The organism is Fundidesulfovibrio butyratiphilus (assembly GCF_054657235.1).
The window spans coordinates 2,014,172-2,031,185 of the sequence record NZ_BAAHXA010000001.1; the positions used below are offsets into that span (position 1 = coordinate 2,014,172).

Genomic DNA, 17,014 nt, shown 5'->3' on the forward strand with positions numbered 1-17,014 from the left:
CCTATCCCCTCGGATTTACGCCATATTTCTTCATCTTCTTATACAGCAACGTCCTGTGTATGCCCAACTGCGCGGCGGTGCGGCTGATGTTGCCTCCGCATTGGGCCATGGCGGCGAGGATGGCGTCTTTTTCGGCTTCGTGTTTGACCTGCTTGAGTGACGCTTCCCTGCTGGGAGCCGAGGCTGCCGGCCGACTGGCGACGGGAGCGGATTCCGGGCAGGGAGCGTTTCGCAGGGAGGGGGGCAGATCGCACAGCCGCAGGGCGTTGCCTTCCATGGTGGAGAGGGCGCGTTCGAGAACGTTGGTGAGTTCGCGAACGTTTCCGGGCCACTGGTGTGCGACGAGGGCGGATTCGAATTCCGGTTCCAGGCGCAATTCCGCGAAAGAGGCCGGATCGAGGATTCGGGCGAGCAGGTGCCTGGCCAGATCGCTAATTTCGTCCTTGCGTTCGCGCAGGGGCGGCAGTTGCAGCTGAATGACGCTCAGGCGGTAGAAAAGGTCCTTGCGAAAGGCGCCAGTGTCGCGCATTTCGTCGAGATTCTGGTTGGTTGCGGCAATGAGTCTGAAGTCGGCCCGGCGCAGGGCGGTGCCGCCCACGCGTTCGAACTCGCGTTCTTCAATCACGCGCAGGAGCTTGGGCTGCATATCCAGGGGCAAATCGCCGATTTCGTCGAGAAAGATGGTTCCCCGGTGGGCGAGTTCGAACTTGCCCGGCTTCCCGGCGGCGCTGGCCCCGGTAAAGGCCCCTTTTTCGTAGCCGAAAAGCTCGCTTTCGAGCAAATCGCGAGGAATGGCGGCGCAGTTGATGCGCACAAAGGGCTGCTTGCGCCGCCGGCTGGCCTGGTGGATGGCCTGGGCGAAGACTTCCTTTCCGGTGCCGGACTCGCCGGTGATCAGCACGGGCAGGGTGTTGCCGGCGGCCTTGAGGGCTTCCTGCTTGAGGGCCTGCATCTTGTCGCATTTGGAAAAGATGCTGTCGAAGGTGTAGCGAGCGCTACGCAGGGAAAGCAACTCCTTGGCGTAGAACTCCACCTTGGACTCCAGCAGGGAAAGCCGCTCGGCTATGCGCTGCAACTCTTCGACGTTCTTGAACATCACCTGGCCGAATACGGCGATGACCTTTCCATCCTTGCGTATGGGAATACGCTGCACCACCATATCTTTGCCGTTTATGCGCTGTGGCTGGCATATTTCCGCCTGCCCCAGCTTGGCGACCAGATGCATCCTGGTATTTTCCAGCACTTCCGTACAATGCCTTCCGATCTGTTCTTCGGAGGGAATTCCCAGGAACTCTCCATAGGGCTTGTTGAAATGCGTAATGAACCCGTCAGCATCCGTAACGGTGCTTCCGTGATGAATGCTGTCGAAAATGAGCTTGTAAAATTCCAACTGCTTACGCAGCTCTTCTCTGGACTCTTCCCGGTCGGTTGCCGGGGTATTCTGAGGATCTGTTCCCTTTTTCATATGCGCCCGGTAATCTGTAGTCGTCTTACAACATGTAGACAATTTGATACAGTCTTTTCAAGTTCGAACAAATTCATATCCGTTCGCTCTTGCGGACGCGTCGGAAAGGAGTTGATAGAAGCAGTTGTAATAATAGTCCTTTTTTAGAACGTTGGTGGGACGAGTTCTCAGTTTGTCGTCGGTCCCGCCCCAAGGCACGGATTTCGCTAGAGAGAAGTACTCGACAAAATCCTTAATGCTTGGAGGCAGAGATGGCGCGAGCCAGCATAGAGCCTGTCATCAAAGGTGATGACATCCTGATGCTTCCCGATCCAGCGTTTTCGCCGCAAAACGTCTGCATCGTGACCGGCGCCTCCAGTGGGGTCGGACGCGCTCTCTGTGTGGTGGCCGCGGCGAACAAGATCACCGTTGTCGGACTCGACGTGGACGAGAAGGGCGGGGAACAGACCCAGAAGCTCGCTCGCGAGATGGGCGGCCAGATGATCTTCATGAAGGCCGACCTCACCAGGGATGAAGACCTGGACTACGTTGTGACCGAGGCGGCCAAGCTGGGCGCGATACGATACCTCGCCAACAATACCCATGTCCAGCACAACGCTGGCATCGAAAAGTTCCCCATGTCCAAGTACGACTTCATGCAGCGCGTGATGCTGCGCGCGCCGTACTACCTCTCCAAATTGTGCATCCCCCAGATGAGAAAATGCGCCGACGGCCGAGGGGCCATCGGCAACATGACGAGCGTTAACGCTCATATAAGCACGCCGAACACCTCTGTCCACAGCATCACGACCTTCGGTCTTCGCGGACTGGCTCAGTCCATTTCGGCCGAGGGGCGGGGCAGAATCCGCAGTTTCACCGTAAGTGTGGGAGGCGTGAAAACAGCTTCGGCTCTGAAGCGGATCTCCACCCAGACAGCGCTACGCGACATCGAAGACAAGAAAGTCGTCAACAACATCATGCTCGGACACTCCCGAGTGAAGAAGTTGATGGCCCCAGTGGAGGTGGCCAACCTGTTCCTGTTCGGTTTTTCCCGTTTCGGACAGTACCTGGTGGGCGGAGACATGCTTTTCGACGGCGGGGCGGTGAAAACGTACTGACCGCCGACGGCTGATGACAGTTTGGGGCCTGTGCCCCGCAAACGTTTAACTGGTATCTGCCCGGGGGGTGTTGCGGCCGGGCAAGGGGGTACACATGGATGTCCTAGGTATTGTTCTCAGTCTATTTTTACTCATGTTCATGGCCTACCGGGGCTATTCGGTCATTTTATTCGCTCCGGTCTTCGCCCTGCTGGCCGCGGTCCTCCAGGGAATGCCCATCATGCCGTCGTACACCGAGCTGTTCATGGCCAAGGCGGTGGTGTACATCAAGTCCTTCTTTCCCGTCTTTCTGCTCGGCGCGGTCTTCGGCAAGGTCATGGAAGACACCGGCTTGGCCAAGGGCATCTCGCACGTCATCATCCAACAGCTGGGCCAGAAGCACGCCATCGTGTCGGTGGTGCTGTCCGGCGCCATCCTGACCTACGGCGGCGTGAGCCTGTTCGTGGTCGTGTTCGCGGTGTATCCGTTCGCCGCCGCCCTGTTCAAGGAAGCCGACATTCCCAAGCGTCTGCTGCCCGGCTGTATCGCCCTGGGCGCGTTCACCTTCACCATGGACGCCTTTCCGGGAACCCCCCAGATCCAGAACATCATCCCGACCAACTTCTACGGCACCACCCTGTACGCCGCTCCCATCCTCGGCCTGCTGGGCGGCACGCTGATCTTCATCATCGGCATGATCTGGCTCGAATTCCGCCGCAAGACCGCGGCGGCTCGCGGCGAAGGCTACGGCGAACACACCATCAACGAGCCCAAGCCCAACCCCGACATGCACCTGCCCCACTGGTTCGCGGGTATCCTGCCCCTGCTCACGGTGCTGGTGGTCAACTTCCTGTTCTCCAAGGTCATGCACTGGGATCCCAGCTCGCTCGCCCGCATCGCCGAGGTCAAGCCCCTGCCGCCTCTCATGGTCTCCAGCGTGGGCAAGGTCGCCAGCATCTGGTCGCTCATCGTGGCCCTGGTCTGCGGCATCGCCATGGCCATCGCCCTGGGCTACAAGAACATGCCCAAGAACGGCGGCCTGCAGCAGGCCCTCAACGCCGGCGCCATCGGCTCGCTTCTGGCCATTATGAACACCGCCTCCGAGGTGGGTTACGGCAACGTCATCGCCGCCCTGCCCGGGTTCAAGCACATCGCCCACGCCCTGCTCAACATCAAGGTCGGCGCCACCCCGCTGGTTTCCGAAGCGGTTTCGGTCACCACCCTGGCCGGCGTCACCGGTTCGGCTTCGGGCGGCATGTCCATCGCCCTGGACCTCATGGCCAAGGATTGGCTGGCCTGGGCCCAGACCGTCAACCTTTCTCCCGAGGTTCTGCACCGCGTGGCCTCCATGGCCTCCGGCGGTTGCGACACTTTGCCCCACAACGGCGCGGTCATCACCCTGCTCGCCGTGTGTGGTCTCACCCACAAGCAGTCGTACCCCGACATCGGCATGATGACGCTCATCAAGACGTCCATGGTCTTCATCATGATCGCCTTCTACTCTGTGACCGGCCTGTACTAACCCCACCCCGGGGCCGCGGTCCGAAACTCCACCCGGACCGCGGCCCACGCGCCGCCCGCAGCGCGCGGCATGCATTCCGAAAGCAGTCCCCGCCTCTTTTTTTCGATTCCAAGCCTCCATACAGATTTTCATTGTTTCAGGTTGTTTTTTTTGCTAAGCTGGATGAAAGTCTGGCTTGGACAATTCTTCAAGAATGCGTATGGGCAGGTTCGGCCGCCGAACAAAGTTTTCTCGGCGGATGCGGTCCTCAGGAAACCCCGATCGCCAGAGTCCGTTTCCGGCGCGGCGGTTTCCCGGGTTCTCACATTCCTTCCCCGCGCTCGGCGTGTGGCGCCTCCCGAGAGGCCTTCGCCAACCGGCAACGTCCTGAGCCGCGGTCGCCCCTGGGGGACGATGCGCCAGAGACGGGCCGATTTCGTACGAGCCGCGAAGGTCGCCCAATCCGGACTTGTTTTCTGTGTGACACCCTCGCCTGGCGAGGCGTTTGCGACATACCTGGGGGGTATGGCTTGAACGATTTGGCGCTGCACACACGGGGGCGCTTCGCGTCCGTCGGGCCCGCCCGGCAGGACAGCCCCGCCGAAAACCTCCGCCGCGCGGTCAACGCGTCGGCCGACTTTGCGCCCCGTACGGGGCCTGGTTGTGACTCGCCGTATTCCGCCCTTGTCTTTCCATTTCCCCATGGCATGAGAGCAATCGTCCGATCCAGCAGGCCGCTTCGGTCCCCGGGGACCCGGCCGGCGGGAGCGTGACCTAACGGAGTTTGGGTGAGCATCACCCACAGGACCAATCCCCCATTAACCGCCTTGGTAAGGAGAAGTAACATGAAAGAGGTCGTTCTTGCCGCGCCTGTCCGCACCGCCATCGGCAGCTTCAACGGTGGCTTGACCAGCTTGACCGCCGCCCAGATGGGCGCCATCGTTCTGGCCGAGTCCATCAAACGCGCCGGCATCAAACCCGAAGACGTCGACGAAGTCGTCATGGGCAACGTGCTCAACGCCGGCATGGGCCAGAACCCCGTGCGCCAGGCCGCCATCCACGCCGGCCTGCCCGTGTCCGTGCCCGCCTACGGCGTCAGCAAGGTGTGCGGTTCCGGCCTCAAGGCCGTCATGCTGGCCGCCCAGGCCGTGGCCCTCGGCGACGCCGACCTGGTCCTGGCCGGTGGCACCGAAAGCATGTCCAACGCCGCCTTCGCCCTGATGAAAGCCCGCTGGGGCTACCGCATGGGTCATGACCAGCTGGTCGACACCATGATCCGCGACGGCCTGTCCGACGCCTTCGAGCCCATCCACATGGGCATCACCGCTGAGAACCTGGCCGAGCGCTACAAGATCAGCCGCGAAGAGCAGGACGAGTTCGCTCTGGGTTCCCAGACCAAGGCTCTGGCCGCCATCGCCGCCGGCAACTTCAAGGACGAAATCGTCCCCGTGACCATCAAAACCCGCAAGGGCGAGACCGTCTTCGACACCGACGAGTTCCCCAAAGCCGCCACCAAGGAAGGCCTGGCCAAGCTGCGCCCCGCCTTCAAGAAGGACGGCACCGTCACCGCCGGTAACGCCTCGGGCATCAACGACGGCGCCGCCGCCATGATCGTCACCACCCCCGAAAAGGCCAAGGCTCTGGGCTTCACCCCCATGGCCAAGGTCATTTCCTACGCCGCCGGCGCCGTCGAGCCCAATGTCATGGGTCTTGGCCCCGTGCCCGCGTCCCGCAAGGCCCTGGAAAAGGCCGGCCTGACCGTGGCCGACCTCGACCTGATCGAAGCCAACGAGGCCTTCGCCTCCCAGTGCCTGTCCGTGGGCAAGGAACTGAACTTCCCCGCCGACAAGCTGAACCCCTCCGGCGGCGCCATCGCCCTGGGTCACCCCATCGGCTGCTCCGGCGCCCGTATCCTGGTCACCCTGATGTACGGCATGAAGCGCCTGGGCGCCAAGAAGGGCCTGGCCACCCTGTGCATCGGCGGCGGTCAGGGCACTGCCATGATCATCGAAGCCCTCTAGGCCTTATTCGTCACCACTAACGCATTCCTCGTCGGCCCGCCGCAGCACCTTTGCGGCGGGCCGATTCCCCTACCCGGGGCATAGCTCTTGAAAATTTGTCGTCCCCTGGTTTCGGCGCGATGCCCCGCGCCCACACCACTCCTAGCCGCTTTTAAGGAGAGCGTTCACAATGAAAGACATCGTCCTCGTCGCACCCGTCCGCACCGCCATCGGAACCTTCAACGGCACTCTTTCCGGTACTCCGGCCCACAAACTCGGCTCCATCGTCGCCGCCGAATGCCTCAAACGCTCGGGCCTGAAGACCACCGACGTCCAGGAAATGATCATGGGCAACGTCCTGCAGGCCGGACAGGGACAGAACCCCGGCCGCCAGGCCGCCGTCAACGCCGGCTTCCCCGTGAACATGCCCTCCTACACCGTCAACAAGCTCTGCGGCTCGGCCCTCAAGTGCGTCATGCTCGCCGCCCAGGCCATCAACGCCGATGATGCCGACATCATCCTCGCCGGCGGCATGGAAAACATGTCCGCCGCCCCCTACATGCTCTTCAAGTGCCGCAACGGCTACCGCATGGGCACCGACAAGGTGTATGACTCCCTCATCAGCGACGGCCTGACCGACGCGTTCGAACCCATCCACATGGGCGTCACCGCCGAAAACATCGCCGAACGCTACGGCATCACCCGCGAAGATCAAGACGCCTGCGCCCTCGCTTCGCAGAACAAGGCCCAGGCCGCCATCGCCGCCGGCAACTTCAAGAATGAAATCGTTCCCGTGACCATCAAGGGCCGCAAGGGCGACATCGTCTTCGACACCGACGAACACCCCAAGGCCACCACCGCCGAAGGCCTGGCCAAGCTGAAACCCGCCTTCAAGAAGGGCGGGACCGTCACCGCCGGCAACGCCTCGGGCATCAACGACGGCGCGGCCGCCGTCATGGTGGTTTCCGCGGCCAAGGCCAAGGAAATGGGCCTCAAGCCCATGGCCCGCCTCATCTCCTACGGCACCGGCGCGGTCGAACCCAACGTCATGGGCCTCGGTCCCATCCCCGCCACCCGCCAGGCGCTCAGTCGGGCCGGCATGACTATCGACGACATCGACCTCATCGAAGCCAACGAGGCCTTCGCAGCCCAGTGGCTGGCCGTGGGCCGCGAACTGGGCTTTCCGCCCGAAAAGATCAACCCCTCCGGCGGCGCCATCGCCCTGGGGCACCCCATCGGCTGCACCGGCGTGCGCATCCTGGTCACCCTGCTCCACGGCATGAAGCGCCTCGGCGCCAAGCGCGGCCTGGCCACCCTGTGCATCGGCGGCGGACAGGGCTGCTCCGTGATTGTTGAAGCCATGTAAGGACGAAGAAGAAAAAAGGAAGTGGGGAGGGGACCCCCTTTTGTGAACAAAAGGGGGTCCCCTCCCCACACCCCTCCCTCCCCCAAAAAACTTTCTCCCTGTCTCTGTTGAACGCTGAGGGCTCCCCTCAAGCAAGGCTTCACCGCGCGCCTTCACACGGATCAATCTGCCGCAGACCGCGCACCTGCGCGAACGCATCCCCCCAAGATAAAGTTTTTGGGAGGATGGGGGTTTGGGGGAAGGAACCTTTTGTGAACAAAAGGTTCCTTCCCCCAATCTTTCTTTCTCATCCCACCGCGCAAACAAGGCTCCGGGAGAACATTCCAGCGGCCGGCCGACAGCGTTTTCAAATCCAAGCATAAAAAAAAGCCCCGCTTTCGCGGGGCGTCGTTCTCGTTCTATCGCCAATGGCGACAGGCCATTTCAGCTTACCAGGCGTCGCGCCGAGGACGCGGACTACGGGGCCGCGCCTGAGCTTCGTTCACGCGCAGGCTGCGTCCGCCCATGTCGCGGCCGTTGAGCTCCGCCATGGCAGTCCGGGCACCTTCGTCCTCCATCTCAACGAAACCAAAGCCCTTGAAGCGGCCGGTCTCGCGGTCGTTGATGAGGCTGACGGACTGCACTTCGCCAAACTGGGCGAAGAGGTTGCGGACCTCATCTTCCGTGGCACTGAAAGGCATGTTGCCCACATAAATATTCACCATTTCAATCGCTCCTCAAACCTGGCCGACCAGGAATTTCCAGCGCACGCGCTTGGGGTCGGCCGGGAATGAAACCCTAATCGAAGTCGAAAAATACACAAGCGGAATTCTGGATTTTTTGTCCATCAGAGGAAAGACTCTTTTTTTCACGAATTATTTCGGCAAGATGACCTACACGCCTCTGTTCTCACGAGCCAAGCTTTTCCAGGGCCAGGTATAGAGCCTGGGTGCCGTTTTGCCCGAAACCCATTTCCTGAGCCTGGCGATAGAGCTTTTCCACAAGTTCCAGCCCCGGCAGGGTGAGGCTCAAACGGCGGCATTCTTCCAGGGCGATGCCCATATCCTTGACAAAATGGTCGATCATGAACCCCGGAGCGAAGTCCCCCTTGAGGATGCGCGGCGCAAGGTTTTCCAGCGACCAGCTTCCGGCCGCGCCTTTGGTGATGGCTCCGAGCACGGCGGCGGGGTCCAATCCGGCCTTCGCGGCGTAGAGCAGGGATTCGCACACGCCGATCATGGTTCCGGCGATGACAATCTGGTTGCACAGCTTGGCGTGCTGGCCCGCCCCGGGTCCACCCTGGCGCGTAACGTTCGTACCGAGCAGGTTCAGGAGGGGGGCCACGCCGCCTATGATGTCCGCATCGCCGCCGCACATGATGGACAAAGCGGCGTTTCTGGCCCCCAGGTCTCCGCCCGAGACCGGGGCGTCCACGGCGAAGGCTCCCCGTTGGGCCGCGCGCCGGGCGATGTCCGCCGCAAGGCTCGGGCTGGTGGTGGTCATGTCCACGGCGACGCCGCCGAATTTGAGTCCCGCCAGAAGGCCGGACGGTCCAAAGTAGACCTCCTGCACGTCCCTGGGAAAGCCCACCATGGTGAAGATCACGTCGCTGGCCCGGGCCACGTCTTTGGGCGTGTCGGCCCAGGTCGCTCCGGCGTCCAGCAGGGGTTGGGCCTTGGCCCGGGTGCGGTTGAAGACCGTGACCTGGTAGCCGGCGATTTGCAGATGCGAGCACATGGAACAGCCCATAACGCCGGTTCCGATCCAACCGAGGCGGGTCTTGCCGGGTTCCACGACAAAGCGAAGGGAAGCGCTCATGGCGATTTCTCCTGAAAAAGTGGAATGAGGCCCGAAGGCGAGGCGCGAGGCTACGAAAGGCGGGCGGTCTTGGCAACCGGGCGATGGGCGGGGGCGGGGCGGGACGCGCCCGGGCGGACGCGTCCCGAAAAACGTTTAGTCGGCGTTGAGGACCACGGAAAAGGCCTTGAACATGACCCACACCTCGTCACCCACGGCCAAGCCCAGGCTCTTGACCGACACGTCGGTGATCAGGGCGCACACTTCGGTGCCGTCGGCGATTTTCACCACCACTTCGGCGGCGATGAGGCCTTCGTTGACCCGCACGATCTTGCCGAAAAAGCGGTTGCGGGCGCTGGTCTTGCCGGCCGCAGGCTCTTTGAGCACGATGACCTGGGGAGCCTTGATGGTGGCGGTCATGGCCATGCCCTCGGCGATGCCCAGCTTTTCGAAGCTCTCCTTGGTGACGACGGACGTGACGACATTGCCGCTGGCGGTGGTGACTTCCACCTCGGAGAGGATCATGCCCTGACGAATGGCGGTGACGGAGCCGGTAAAGGCGTTTCTGGCGCTGGTTTTCATGGCGCTCTCCTTGAGGATATGTTGTTGCAGAATATTACGAACCGCTTGGCTGGTGAACGACAGATACTGGGCCGTGAGGCTGGCGCTCTTGTGGCCCAGAATATGTTGCACAACGCTCAGCGGCATGCCGGAACGCAACAGTTCGATGGCCCGGGAGTTGCGCAGCACCCGGGGGCTGGCCAGCCCCTTTTCCACTTCGGCCTCGGCGGCGCGTTCATGGAACTTGAGCCGAATATAGCCGGCGTCCATATGAAACACTTCGCCGCGCATGCCGGAGAATTCGGGACTCTCCAAGGCCTTGGCCAACTCTTCGGCCACTTCCGGGGGAACGAGCACTTCGCGGGGCAAGGTTTCGTCGCCGTCACGGCCGCGAAACACCACCACCCCCTCGTCAACATTGAGATCGGTGCGTTCGTCCAGGGACAACACTTCACCGAGCCTGGCCCCGGTGTAGCGCAACACGAGATAGATAAGCCAGACGCGCCGCCGCGACGTTCTGGTGGCCTGGGTCCTTCCGCGCCCGGACCAGACCTTGAAGGCCTGGGTGAAGGCCGCAAGCTCCGCCGGACCGAGATGTTTCACGTCCTCGGGCACGGCGAAAGGAGCGGGTCGGGCCGTTATCGGCCCCTTGGCGGTGTCTGGAGACGCTTGCCGCATGTCGTCTCACGCCCTCCTTGTTTGGATACGCTCTTGAGCATCACGAATATTACCAGAAAACGTACCCAGGCATCCGGACTCCACAATCACGAAAAGGGAAATAAATGTGATGGTGTTGCCTGGAACAGGCTTTCTGGTTACACATTTTGTCAATTACGTACATGCCTTTTTCGCCAAGACTTCGCAACAAAAAACACGCCGCGTAAGCCATTGTGCGAAAAGCGCGTTTCTGGCGTCGCCGTATTGCGTCCAAAACGGTCGGGTTTTCAGCGACCACCATCGGGCCGCAAGCCCGGAGTACAGGGCGCGGACCGCGCGAAGATCCGGCCTTTCCAAGGCGACACGGCCGCCGAGTATTGTTCAAGCGGGTGCTCAACCCGAAGCGAGGATTCACATGTCCATGATCGTCCTCACGCTGATCGGTTTCGGATTCCTGCTGTTTCTGGCCGAAGTGGTCTTCGACCACCCCTATCCCTATTACCTGGAAGGCCCCAAGGCCTGCCGCTCGGCCCGCAAGCTCTCCCTGGCGGAATTCCTGGGCAAGGCGCTGCCGTTCGTGTTCACGCTCATCGGCCTGCCGCTTCTCTTCTGCTCTTTCCGGGACGGGCTGACCGTGCTTGTCCTGGCCGGGCTTTCCCGTCTGGTGGCTTCCCTCCTGAAGGCCCGTCCGCGCTGACCCGCTCGCGCCCGCGACCGACCGACGATCATCACGCCGAGGCCCTTCCCGTTCGGCTTTCGCGCCCGCGAAAGCGCGCCAGGGCGTTCGGGGACGCGCTGCTTCTTTTCTTTCAGCCGTCGGCCCCGCGCATGAACGGTTGCCGCCGCCCGCTCCCGAGGGTATGGGAACGTCCGGCCCGCACGCGGGCTTCTGACCCATCCGCGAGCGTCTGTTTCGCACAACCGCCGCCACCCAGCCGGGCGGCCGGCCGGAGGCTTTGACCGCATGAACATCTTCATTCCGGCCATGGGCCGGGTGAACACCGCCAATCGCGACGGCAGCGAAGTCCGCTTTTCCGAAATCGCCAAGCGCTGGCTGGCCTGGGGCGAGCGTCTTACCGTGCTCTTGCCCAAGCGCCAGATCGGAGTGTTCGAATCCCAGGGAGTGCGCGGACTCGACTATCAGGTATTTCCCGAGCCCTTCACCAGCGAAGCCGACAGCCTGGGCAACGTGTTGCGCACCTATCTCTGGCGGCTTTTTCGCTGCCTGTTCGTGCGCTATCCCAAGGGAATGGACGCCATCTACGCGCCATCCGACTTTCTCGTGGACCTGGTGCCCGCCCTGTTGGCCAAGTTGCGAAACCCCAAGGCCACGCTCACGGTCTGCGTCTTCCTGCTCGCGCCCAATCCCTTCAAAGGTTACGAAAACGTGTTTCGCCAGGGACTTCGCGTTCCCACCGTGCGCGGGCTTCTCTACTGGTCCACCCAGTTGGCGGCCATCGCCCTGGCCAGAGCGTTCGGCGCGCGGCTCCTTGTGCTCAACTCCCTGGACCGCGACGCCCTGCTCGCCCGTTTCGTGAAAGCCGACGCCGTTACCGTGGTCACCATGGGCGTGGATCAGGACCAGTTCGCCCAGGTGGAGCCCCTGCCCGACACCCCGCGCTTCGACGGCATTTTCCTGGGCAGGCTCCATCCCCAGAAGGGTCTTTTCGATCTGGTGAAAATCTGGCGGGCCGTCTGCGACAGGAAACCGGACGCCCGGCTGGGCGTGATCGGCGGCGGGTCGCAGTGGTGGTTCGACTCCCTGCGTTCCGAAATCGCCTCCGCCGGACTGGAACGCAACGTGGAACTGCTGGGTTTTCGCCAGGGCGCAGAAAAAATCCGCCTGCTCAAGGCGGCCGGAGTTTTCTGCATGCCCAGCCATTACGAGAGCTTCGGCCAGGTGGCCGTGGAGGCCATGGCCAGCGGATTGCCCGTGGTGGCCTACGACCTGAAAATCTACGACGAAATTTTTCCCGGCGGCATGGTACGTCTGCCGCAAGGCGATGTGTCCGGCTTTGCCGCCCAGGTGCTCGCCCTGCTGGAAGACCCGGCCAAACGGGCCGCTCTGGCCGTCCAGGCCGCCCAGGTGGCCGGCCGCTTCGACTGGGAAGCCATCGCCCGCTCCGAACGCGATCTGGCGGTCCGGCCGTGAGCGCGCTCCCGGCCCCTCTGGTGGTGCTGCTCACCGACTTCGGCCTGTCCGACCCCTACGTGGGCCAGCTCAAGGGCGCGCTCTACGACTGCGCGCCCCGGCTGCGCCTGGTGGACCTCTCCCACGACGTGGCCCCCCACAACGTGGCCCAGGCCGGGTTCTTTCTCGCGTCCAGCTTCGAGCACTTCCCCGAGTCCACGTTTTTTCTCGTGGTGGTGGACCCGGGGGTGGGCACCACTCGACGCATCATCCTGCTGCAAAAAGGCGCGCGCAACGTGCTCGCGCCGGACAACGGCCTGCTCACCGCGCTGCTCGACCGACCGGGAGCGGCCCGCGCCTTCGCCGTGCATTCCCTGCTCGTCCACACCGCCTGTCCCACCTTCCACGGCCGGGATGTCTTCGCCCCCGTGGCCGGACGCTTCCTGCTGGGCGAGCCCCCGCACAGCCTGGGCGAGCCCGTGGAACTGGACTCCCTGGTCCGCCTGCCCCGGGCCGCCCCCCGGCTGGACGGCGACACGCTCAGCGCCCTGGTGCTGCACGTGGACCGTTTCGGCAATTGCGTGCTCAACCTGGCCATCGAAACATGGGCGCGCCCCCTGGCCCCGCGCCGCGCTCCGGTCCTGGTCGCGCCGACCCGCCATGCCCTGCGCCAGGTCCAGACGTACGGAGAACTCGCCCCGGAAGAAATCGGCCTGCTGCCCGGCAGCCAGGGATATTTCGAACTCGCCGCCCACCAAAGCGACGCCGCCGCCCGGCTGGGACTTACGCCTGGGACCCCGGTGGAAATCGCCCTGTAGCGGGCGAAAGACGAGAAAGAAACCGCCCGAAGTCCGCTTCAGGTTCCCGCACCCTCCCTCTCGGCGCGTTTGTTCGAACAAAAACGCGCCCACCTCGCGGGCGTATCGCCCGAGAACCTTCCCCCACGGGGCGTGCCCCGAACAAGCCCGACCGAAAGACTCTTTTTGGCGACAAAAAATCGACAAGGGTTGCAAGAAGACCTGTCGGCGTCTATCCTCCTTCATTGTTGTATCTTTTTACGGATAGTTGGCTTCCCGTAAACTTCCAGCATGCGACAGAAGGAGAACTTTCGCCAGGGCGGGCGCCGCCGCCTTCCACCCACGAAGGAACCGGTGCGGCGATTACAACGGACACGTTCGCGGCCTTCTCAATCCCTGAAGACGCGAACACGGTGAAAACAAGCGCGCACCAATCCACGCGCTTGCCGGTTGGAAAGCGCTGCGGACGTTCCGGTTCTTCGCCCCCCTGACGAACCACGCCCACGGCTTTGACCGCGCGGGGCCGTTTCACCACATCGGCCTCGATTGTCCACAGAGTCCGCCAGGCCCGGACGTTTTGCCGCATGCTGCTAAACAATGAGGATTCGCCATTGAAAAAAACGAAAATGTCGGTTTTTACGCTGAGCATGATGACCGTGGCCGCCGTGGTGAGCCTGCGCGGGCTGCCGATGATGGCCAAGGAAGGGCTTTCCCTGGTATTTTACATCCTCTTCTCCACCGTTTTGTTCCTGATCCCCGCCTCGCTGGTGGCGGCCGAATTGGGAGGCGCCTTCAGCGACAAAGGCGGCGGCGTCTACACCTGGATCAAGGAAGCCTTCGGTTCGCGCTGGGGCTTCACCGCCATCTGGCTTCAGTGGATCCAGAACGTGGTGTGGTATCCCACGGTCCTCGGTTTCGCGGCCAGTTGCCTGGCCTACGCGGTCATGCGCCCGGAACTGGCCCAGAACGGCGTCTACACCGGCGTCGTGATCCTGGTGTGCTACTGGCTGGCCACGTTCCTCACCCTGGCCGGGTCGGGAGTGGCCAGCTCGGTCACCAAGTACGGCGTGCTTCTGGGCACGGTCCTGCCCGGCGTGGTGGTCATCGTGCTCGGTTTTTTGTGGATCGACCAGGGCAATCCCATCGCCTTTCTCGATCCGGTCCAGGGCGCGGCCGAAGCCGGCCGGCTGGTCCACCACGGGGACCACGCCAGGCTTTTCCCCCACATCACCGGGCTTGGCAGCGTGGCCTTTCTGGCCGGCATCATCCTGCTTTTCGCCGGCGTGGAGGTCCACGCCGTGCACGCCAACGAGCTGGAGAACCCCTCCCGTCAGTTCCCCGAGAGCGTGTTCCTGGCCGGGGCGGTCATTTTTCTCCTGTTCATGCTGGGCTCCCTGGCCGTGGCGGCCGTGGTGCCAAGCGCCGACATCAGCCTCACGGCCGGTCTCATGCAGGCCTTCCAGGACCTGCTCGACAAGTTTCACCTCGGCTTCCTGACCCCCGTGTTCGGTCTGCTCACGGCCTTCGGGGCCATTGGCGGCGTCATGTCCTGGGTGGGCGGGCCGAGCCGGGGCCTGCTCGAAACGGCCAAGCAGGGCGAGATTCCCCCCTTCATGGCCAAGGTCAACAAGAACGGCGTGCAGATTAACATCCTGCTCATCCAGGCGGTGATCGTGAGCCTGCTGGCCACCCTCTACTTCGTCATGGACAACGTGAGCGTGGCCTTTTTCGTCCTTTCGGCCATGACCATCACCCTCTATCTCGTGATGTACATCCTCATGTACGCCGCGGCCATCAAGCTGCGTCGCACCCGGCCCGACCTGCCGCGCTCCTACAAGGTGCCGGGCGGCAATTTCGGCATGGACCTGGTCGCCGGGATCGGCCTTTTGGGCGTGTGCTTTTCTTTGGTGGTGGGATTTTTCCCGCCGACGAATCTTCCCGTGGGCAATCCGGCCCTGTACGTGGGATTGGTGGCGACCGGCCTGGTTGTGTTCGTCGGTATGCCCCTCGTCATAAACGCCTGCAAGAAACCCGGATGGCGGCGTGACCTCGACTAAGAGAAACCAACGGCCAAACCATCCACCAAGGAGGCGACAGCATGGCATTGCATGAAAAAAAAACAGTCCGCGACAACCTTCTCGATGATGTCTACGCGTCGAGCGACCTTTCGGTGCGCATGCCCAAATACCGTTTTCCGGCCAAGGAAATCGATCCCCGGCACGCCTATCAGGTGGTGCACGACGAGCTGATGCTCGACGGCAACTCCCGACAGAATCTGGCCACCTTCTGCCAGACATGGGCCGATCCCGAAGTGCATCGGCTCATGGACGAATGCCTGGACAAAAACATGATCGACAAGGACGAATATCCGCAAACAGCCGAGCTGGAAGCGCGTTGCGTGCACATGCTGGCCGATCTGTGGCATTCGCCCGAAGCCGCCAACACCATGGGCTGCTCCACCACCGGATCGAGCGAGGCGGCCATGCTCGGCGGCCTGGCCATGAAGTGGCGCTGGCGGGAAGGACGCCAGGCCGCGAACAAACCCGCGGACAAGCCCAACATGATTTGCGGTCCGGTGCAGATCTGCTGGCACAAGTTCGCCCGCTACTGGGACGTGGAGCTGCGCGAAATCCCCATGGAAAAGGGCCGGCTCATCATGAGCCCCGAGGAGGTCATCAAGCGCTGCGACGAGAACACCATCGGCGTGGTGCCCACCCTGGGCGTGACCTTCACCTGCCAGTACGAACCCGTTGAAGCGGTGTGCCAGGCCCTGGACGCCTTCCAGGCCGAAACCGGGCTGGACATCCCGGTGCACGTGGACGGAGCCAGCGGCGGCTTTCTGGCCCCGTTTTGCCAACCCGACCTGCTGTGGGATTTCCGTCTGCCCCGGGTCAAATCCATCAACGCCTCGGGTCACAAATTCGGGCTGTCGCCGCTCGGCGTGGGCTGGGTGGTCTGGCGCGACGCCAAGGAACTGCCCGAGGACCTGATCTTCCGGGTCAACTATCTGGGCGGCGACATGCCCACGTTCGCCCTGAACTTCTCCCGCCCGGGAGGACAGATCGTGGCCCAGTACTACAACTTCCTGCGCCTGGGCCGCGAAGGCTACCGCAAACTCCAGAACGCCTGCTACCAGACGGCCGCCTACCTGGGGGACGCCCTGCGCTCCTTGCCGGACTTCGAGGTCATCTACGACGGCCGGGGCGGCATTCCGGCCGTGTCCTGGAGCCTGGCCGAAGGCAAGAAGCACGCCTTCAATCTCTACGATCTGTCCGACCGGCTGCGTTCCCGGGGCTGGCAGGTGCCGGCCTACTCCATGCCCGCCAACCGGAAGGACCTGGTGGTCATGCGCGCCCTGGTCCGCCACGGGTTCAGCCGCGACCTGGCCGACCTGCTGGTGGAAGACCTCAAACGCTGCCTGGACTACTTCGCCCAAAACCCCGTGGCCCACTCCCTGACGGCGGAGACGGCCTCGGGATTCAGCCACACCTGATCGCTTTCGCGGTCCGTCCGCAACGGCCCGGAGCGTGGGACGGTCCGGGTCCGTCGCGGCTTGCGATCCCGACCGCCCCAGACCGGGACCACCCGGCGCGACAGGAACGGGAACCGGGCCGCGACAGGCAGGCGGCCATGCCAAAAACACGCGGAGGGGGCCGAAGCCCCCTCCCGTGTGTTTGCCGCCTG

General features: G+C 63.0%; 14 protein-coding genes. 9 read left to right on the forward strand and 5 right to left on the reverse strand.

What is annotated here, in order from left to right; translation table 11 throughout:
* Position 1: 1 nt before the first annotated feature.
* Positions 2–1,465, reverse strand: a complete 1,464-nt coding sequence (locus tag ACYQ01_RS09350) for a sigma-54 interaction domain-containing protein (protein WP_459933569.1) — start codon at positions 1,463–1,465, stop codon at positions 2–4.
* Between the two features lie 251 nt (positions 1,466–1,716).
* Between ACYQ01_RS09350 and ACYQ01_RS09355 the strand changes: the two genes are divergently transcribed.
* From ACYQ01_RS09355 to ACYQ01_RS09370, 4 genes are all read left to right on the forward strand, one after another.
* The gene (locus ACYQ01_RS09355) at positions 1,717–2,562 is read left to right on the forward strand and encodes an SDR family NAD(P)-dependent oxidoreductase (RefSeq protein ID WP_459933570.1); all 846 of its coding nucleotides are present in this window, start codon (positions 1,717–1,719) and stop codon (positions 2,560–2,562) included.
* Positions 2,563–2,656: 94 nt separating this feature from the next.
* Entirely contained in the window at positions 2,657–4,063 is a 1,407-nt protein-coding gene (locus ACYQ01_RS09360; RefSeq protein WP_459933571.1) for a GntP family permease, read from the forward strand.
* 824 nt (positions 4,064–4,887) lie between these two features.
* Entirely contained in the window at positions 4,888–6,063 is a 1,176-nt protein-coding gene (locus tag ACYQ01_RS09365) for an acetyl-CoA C-acetyltransferase (protein ID WP_459933572.1), read from the forward strand.
* Between the two features lie 169 nt (positions 6,064–6,232).
* Positions 6,233–7,408: an acetyl-CoA C-acetyltransferase gene (locus ACYQ01_RS09370; protein WP_459933573.1), complete on the forward strand. Its 1,176-nt coding sequence runs from the start codon at positions 6,233–6,235 to the stop codon at positions 7,406–7,408.
* 428 nt (positions 7,409–7,836) lie between these two features.
* Here the strand turns inward: ACYQ01_RS09370 and rbp are convergent, their stop codons facing one another.
* The 3 genes from rbp to ACYQ01_RS09385 all read right to left on the reverse strand — a co-directional run bounded on the left by rbp (position 7,837) and on the right by ACYQ01_RS09385 (position 10,423).
* Positions 7,837–8,112, reverse strand: coding sequence for an RNA-binding regulator (gene rbp, locus ACYQ01_RS09375; RefSeq protein ID WP_459933574.1), 276 nt, complete (start codon positions 8,110–8,112; stop codon positions 7,837–7,839).
* A 184-nt stretch (positions 8,113–8,296) separates the two neighbouring features.
* Positions 8,297–9,205 (reverse strand): NAD(P)-dependent oxidoreductase, encoded by a 909-nt coding sequence (locus tag ACYQ01_RS09380; RefSeq protein WP_459933575.1) that lies wholly within the window; start codon positions 9,203–9,205, stop codon positions 8,297–8,299.
* Positions 9,206–9,340: 135 nt separating this feature from the next.
* On the reverse strand, positions 9,341–10,423 hold the full coding sequence (locus ACYQ01_RS09385; protein WP_459933576.1) for a TOBE domain-containing protein: 1,083 nt from the start codon (positions 10,421–10,423) through the stop codon (positions 9,341–9,343).
* Positions 10,424–10,817: 394 nt separating this feature from the next.
* On the opposite strand from ACYQ01_RS09385, the gene ACYQ01_RS09390 reads away from it, so the two are divergent.
* The 3 genes from ACYQ01_RS09390 (at position 10,818) to ACYQ01_RS09400 (ending at position 13,351) form a co-directional block, all read left to right on the forward strand.
* A complete protein-coding gene (locus ACYQ01_RS09390; RefSeq protein ID WP_459933577.1) occupies positions 10,818–11,099 on the forward strand; it encodes a hypothetical protein in 282 nt (93 codons plus the stop codon).
* 267 nt (positions 11,100–11,366) lie between these two features.
* On the forward strand, positions 11,367–12,554 hold the full coding sequence (locus ACYQ01_RS09395) for a glycosyltransferase family 4 protein (protein ID WP_459933578.1): 1,188 nt from the start codon (positions 11,367–11,369) through the stop codon (positions 12,552–12,554).
* The gene (locus tag ACYQ01_RS09400; RefSeq protein WP_459933579.1) at positions 12,551–13,351 is read left to right on the forward strand and encodes an SAM hydrolase/SAM-dependent halogenase family protein; all 801 of its coding nucleotides are present in this window, start codon (positions 12,551–12,553) and stop codon (positions 13,349–13,351) included. The genes ACYQ01_RS09395 and ACYQ01_RS09400 overlap by 4 nt, the downstream gene beginning before the upstream one ends.
* Positions 13,352–13,562: 211 nt before the next feature.
* Here the strand turns inward: ACYQ01_RS09400 and ACYQ01_RS09405 are convergent, their stop codons facing one another.
* Positions 13,563–13,979, reverse strand: a complete 417-nt coding sequence (locus tag ACYQ01_RS09405; protein WP_459933580.1) for a hypothetical protein — start codon at positions 13,977–13,979, stop codon at positions 13,563–13,565.
* Here ACYQ01_RS09405 and ACYQ01_RS09410 point away from each other — a divergent pair.
* Together ACYQ01_RS09410 and gad are read left to right on the forward strand one after the other, a co-directional pair.
* The gene (locus ACYQ01_RS09410) at positions 13,957–15,387 is read left to right on the forward strand and encodes an amino acid permease (RefSeq protein WP_459933581.1); all 1,431 of its coding nucleotides are present in this window, start codon (positions 13,957–13,959) and stop codon (positions 15,385–15,387) included. The two genes, ACYQ01_RS09405 and ACYQ01_RS09410, sit on opposite strands and share 23 nt — an antisense overlap.
* A 41-nt stretch (positions 15,388–15,428) precedes the next feature.
* Positions 15,429–16,823 carry a glutamate decarboxylase gene (gene gad, locus ACYQ01_RS09415; RefSeq protein ID WP_459933582.1) on the forward strand — a complete coding sequence of 465 codons (1,395 nt, stop codon included), beginning with the start codon at positions 15,429–15,431 and terminating at the stop codon, positions 16,821–16,823.
* Positions 16,824–17,014: the final 191 nt, after the last annotated feature.

Excerpts from the sequence above, each read along its gene's own strand:
- ACYQ01_RS09350 (WP_459933569.1), bottom strand. The coding sequence starts at position 1,465 with ATGAAAAAGGGAACAGATCCTCAGAATACCCCGGCAACCGACCGGGAA.
- ACYQ01_RS09355 (WP_459933570.1), top strand. The coding sequence starts at position 1,717 with ATGGCGCGAGCCAGCATAGAGCCTGTCATCAAAGGTGATGACATCCTG.
- ACYQ01_RS09360 (WP_459933571.1), top strand. The coding sequence starts at position 2,657 with ATGGATGTCCTAGGTATTGTTCTCAGTCTATTTTTACTCATGTTCATG.
- ACYQ01_RS09365 (WP_459933572.1), top strand. The coding sequence starts at position 4,888 with ATGAAAGAGGTCGTTCTTGCCGCGCCTGTCCGCACCGCCATCGGCAGC.
- ACYQ01_RS09370 (WP_459933573.1), top strand. The coding sequence starts at position 6,233 with ATGAAAGACATCGTCCTCGTCGCACCCGTCCGCACCGCCATCGGAACC.
- rbp (WP_459933574.1), bottom strand. The coding sequence starts at position 8,112 with ATGGTGAATATTTATGTGGGCAACATGCCTTTCAGTGCCACGGAAGAT.
- ACYQ01_RS09380 (WP_459933575.1), bottom strand. The coding sequence starts at position 9,205 with ATGAGCGCTTCCCTTCGCTTTGTCGTGGAACCCGGCAAGACCCGCCTC.
- ACYQ01_RS09385 (WP_459933576.1), bottom strand. The coding sequence starts at position 10,423 with ATGCGGCAAGCGTCTCCAGACACCGCCAAGGGGCCGATAACGGCCCGA.
- ACYQ01_RS09390 (WP_459933577.1), top strand. The coding sequence starts at position 10,818 with ATGTCCATGATCGTCCTCACGCTGATCGGTTTCGGATTCCTGCTGTTT.
- ACYQ01_RS09395 (WP_459933578.1), top strand. The coding sequence starts at position 11,367 with ATGAACATCTTCATTCCGGCCATGGGCCGGGTGAACACCGCCAATCGC.
- ACYQ01_RS09410 (WP_459933581.1), top strand. The coding sequence starts at position 13,957 with ATGTCGGTTTTTACGCTGAGCATGATGACCGTGGCCGCCGTGGTGAGC.
- ACYQ01_RS09405 (WP_459933580.1), bottom strand. The coding sequence starts at position 13,979 with ATGCTCAGCGTAAAAACCGACATTTTCGTTTTTTTCAATGGCGAATCC.
- gad (WP_459933582.1), top strand. The coding sequence starts at position 15,429 with ATGGCATTGCATGAAAAAAAAACAGTCCGCGACAACCTTCTCGATGAT.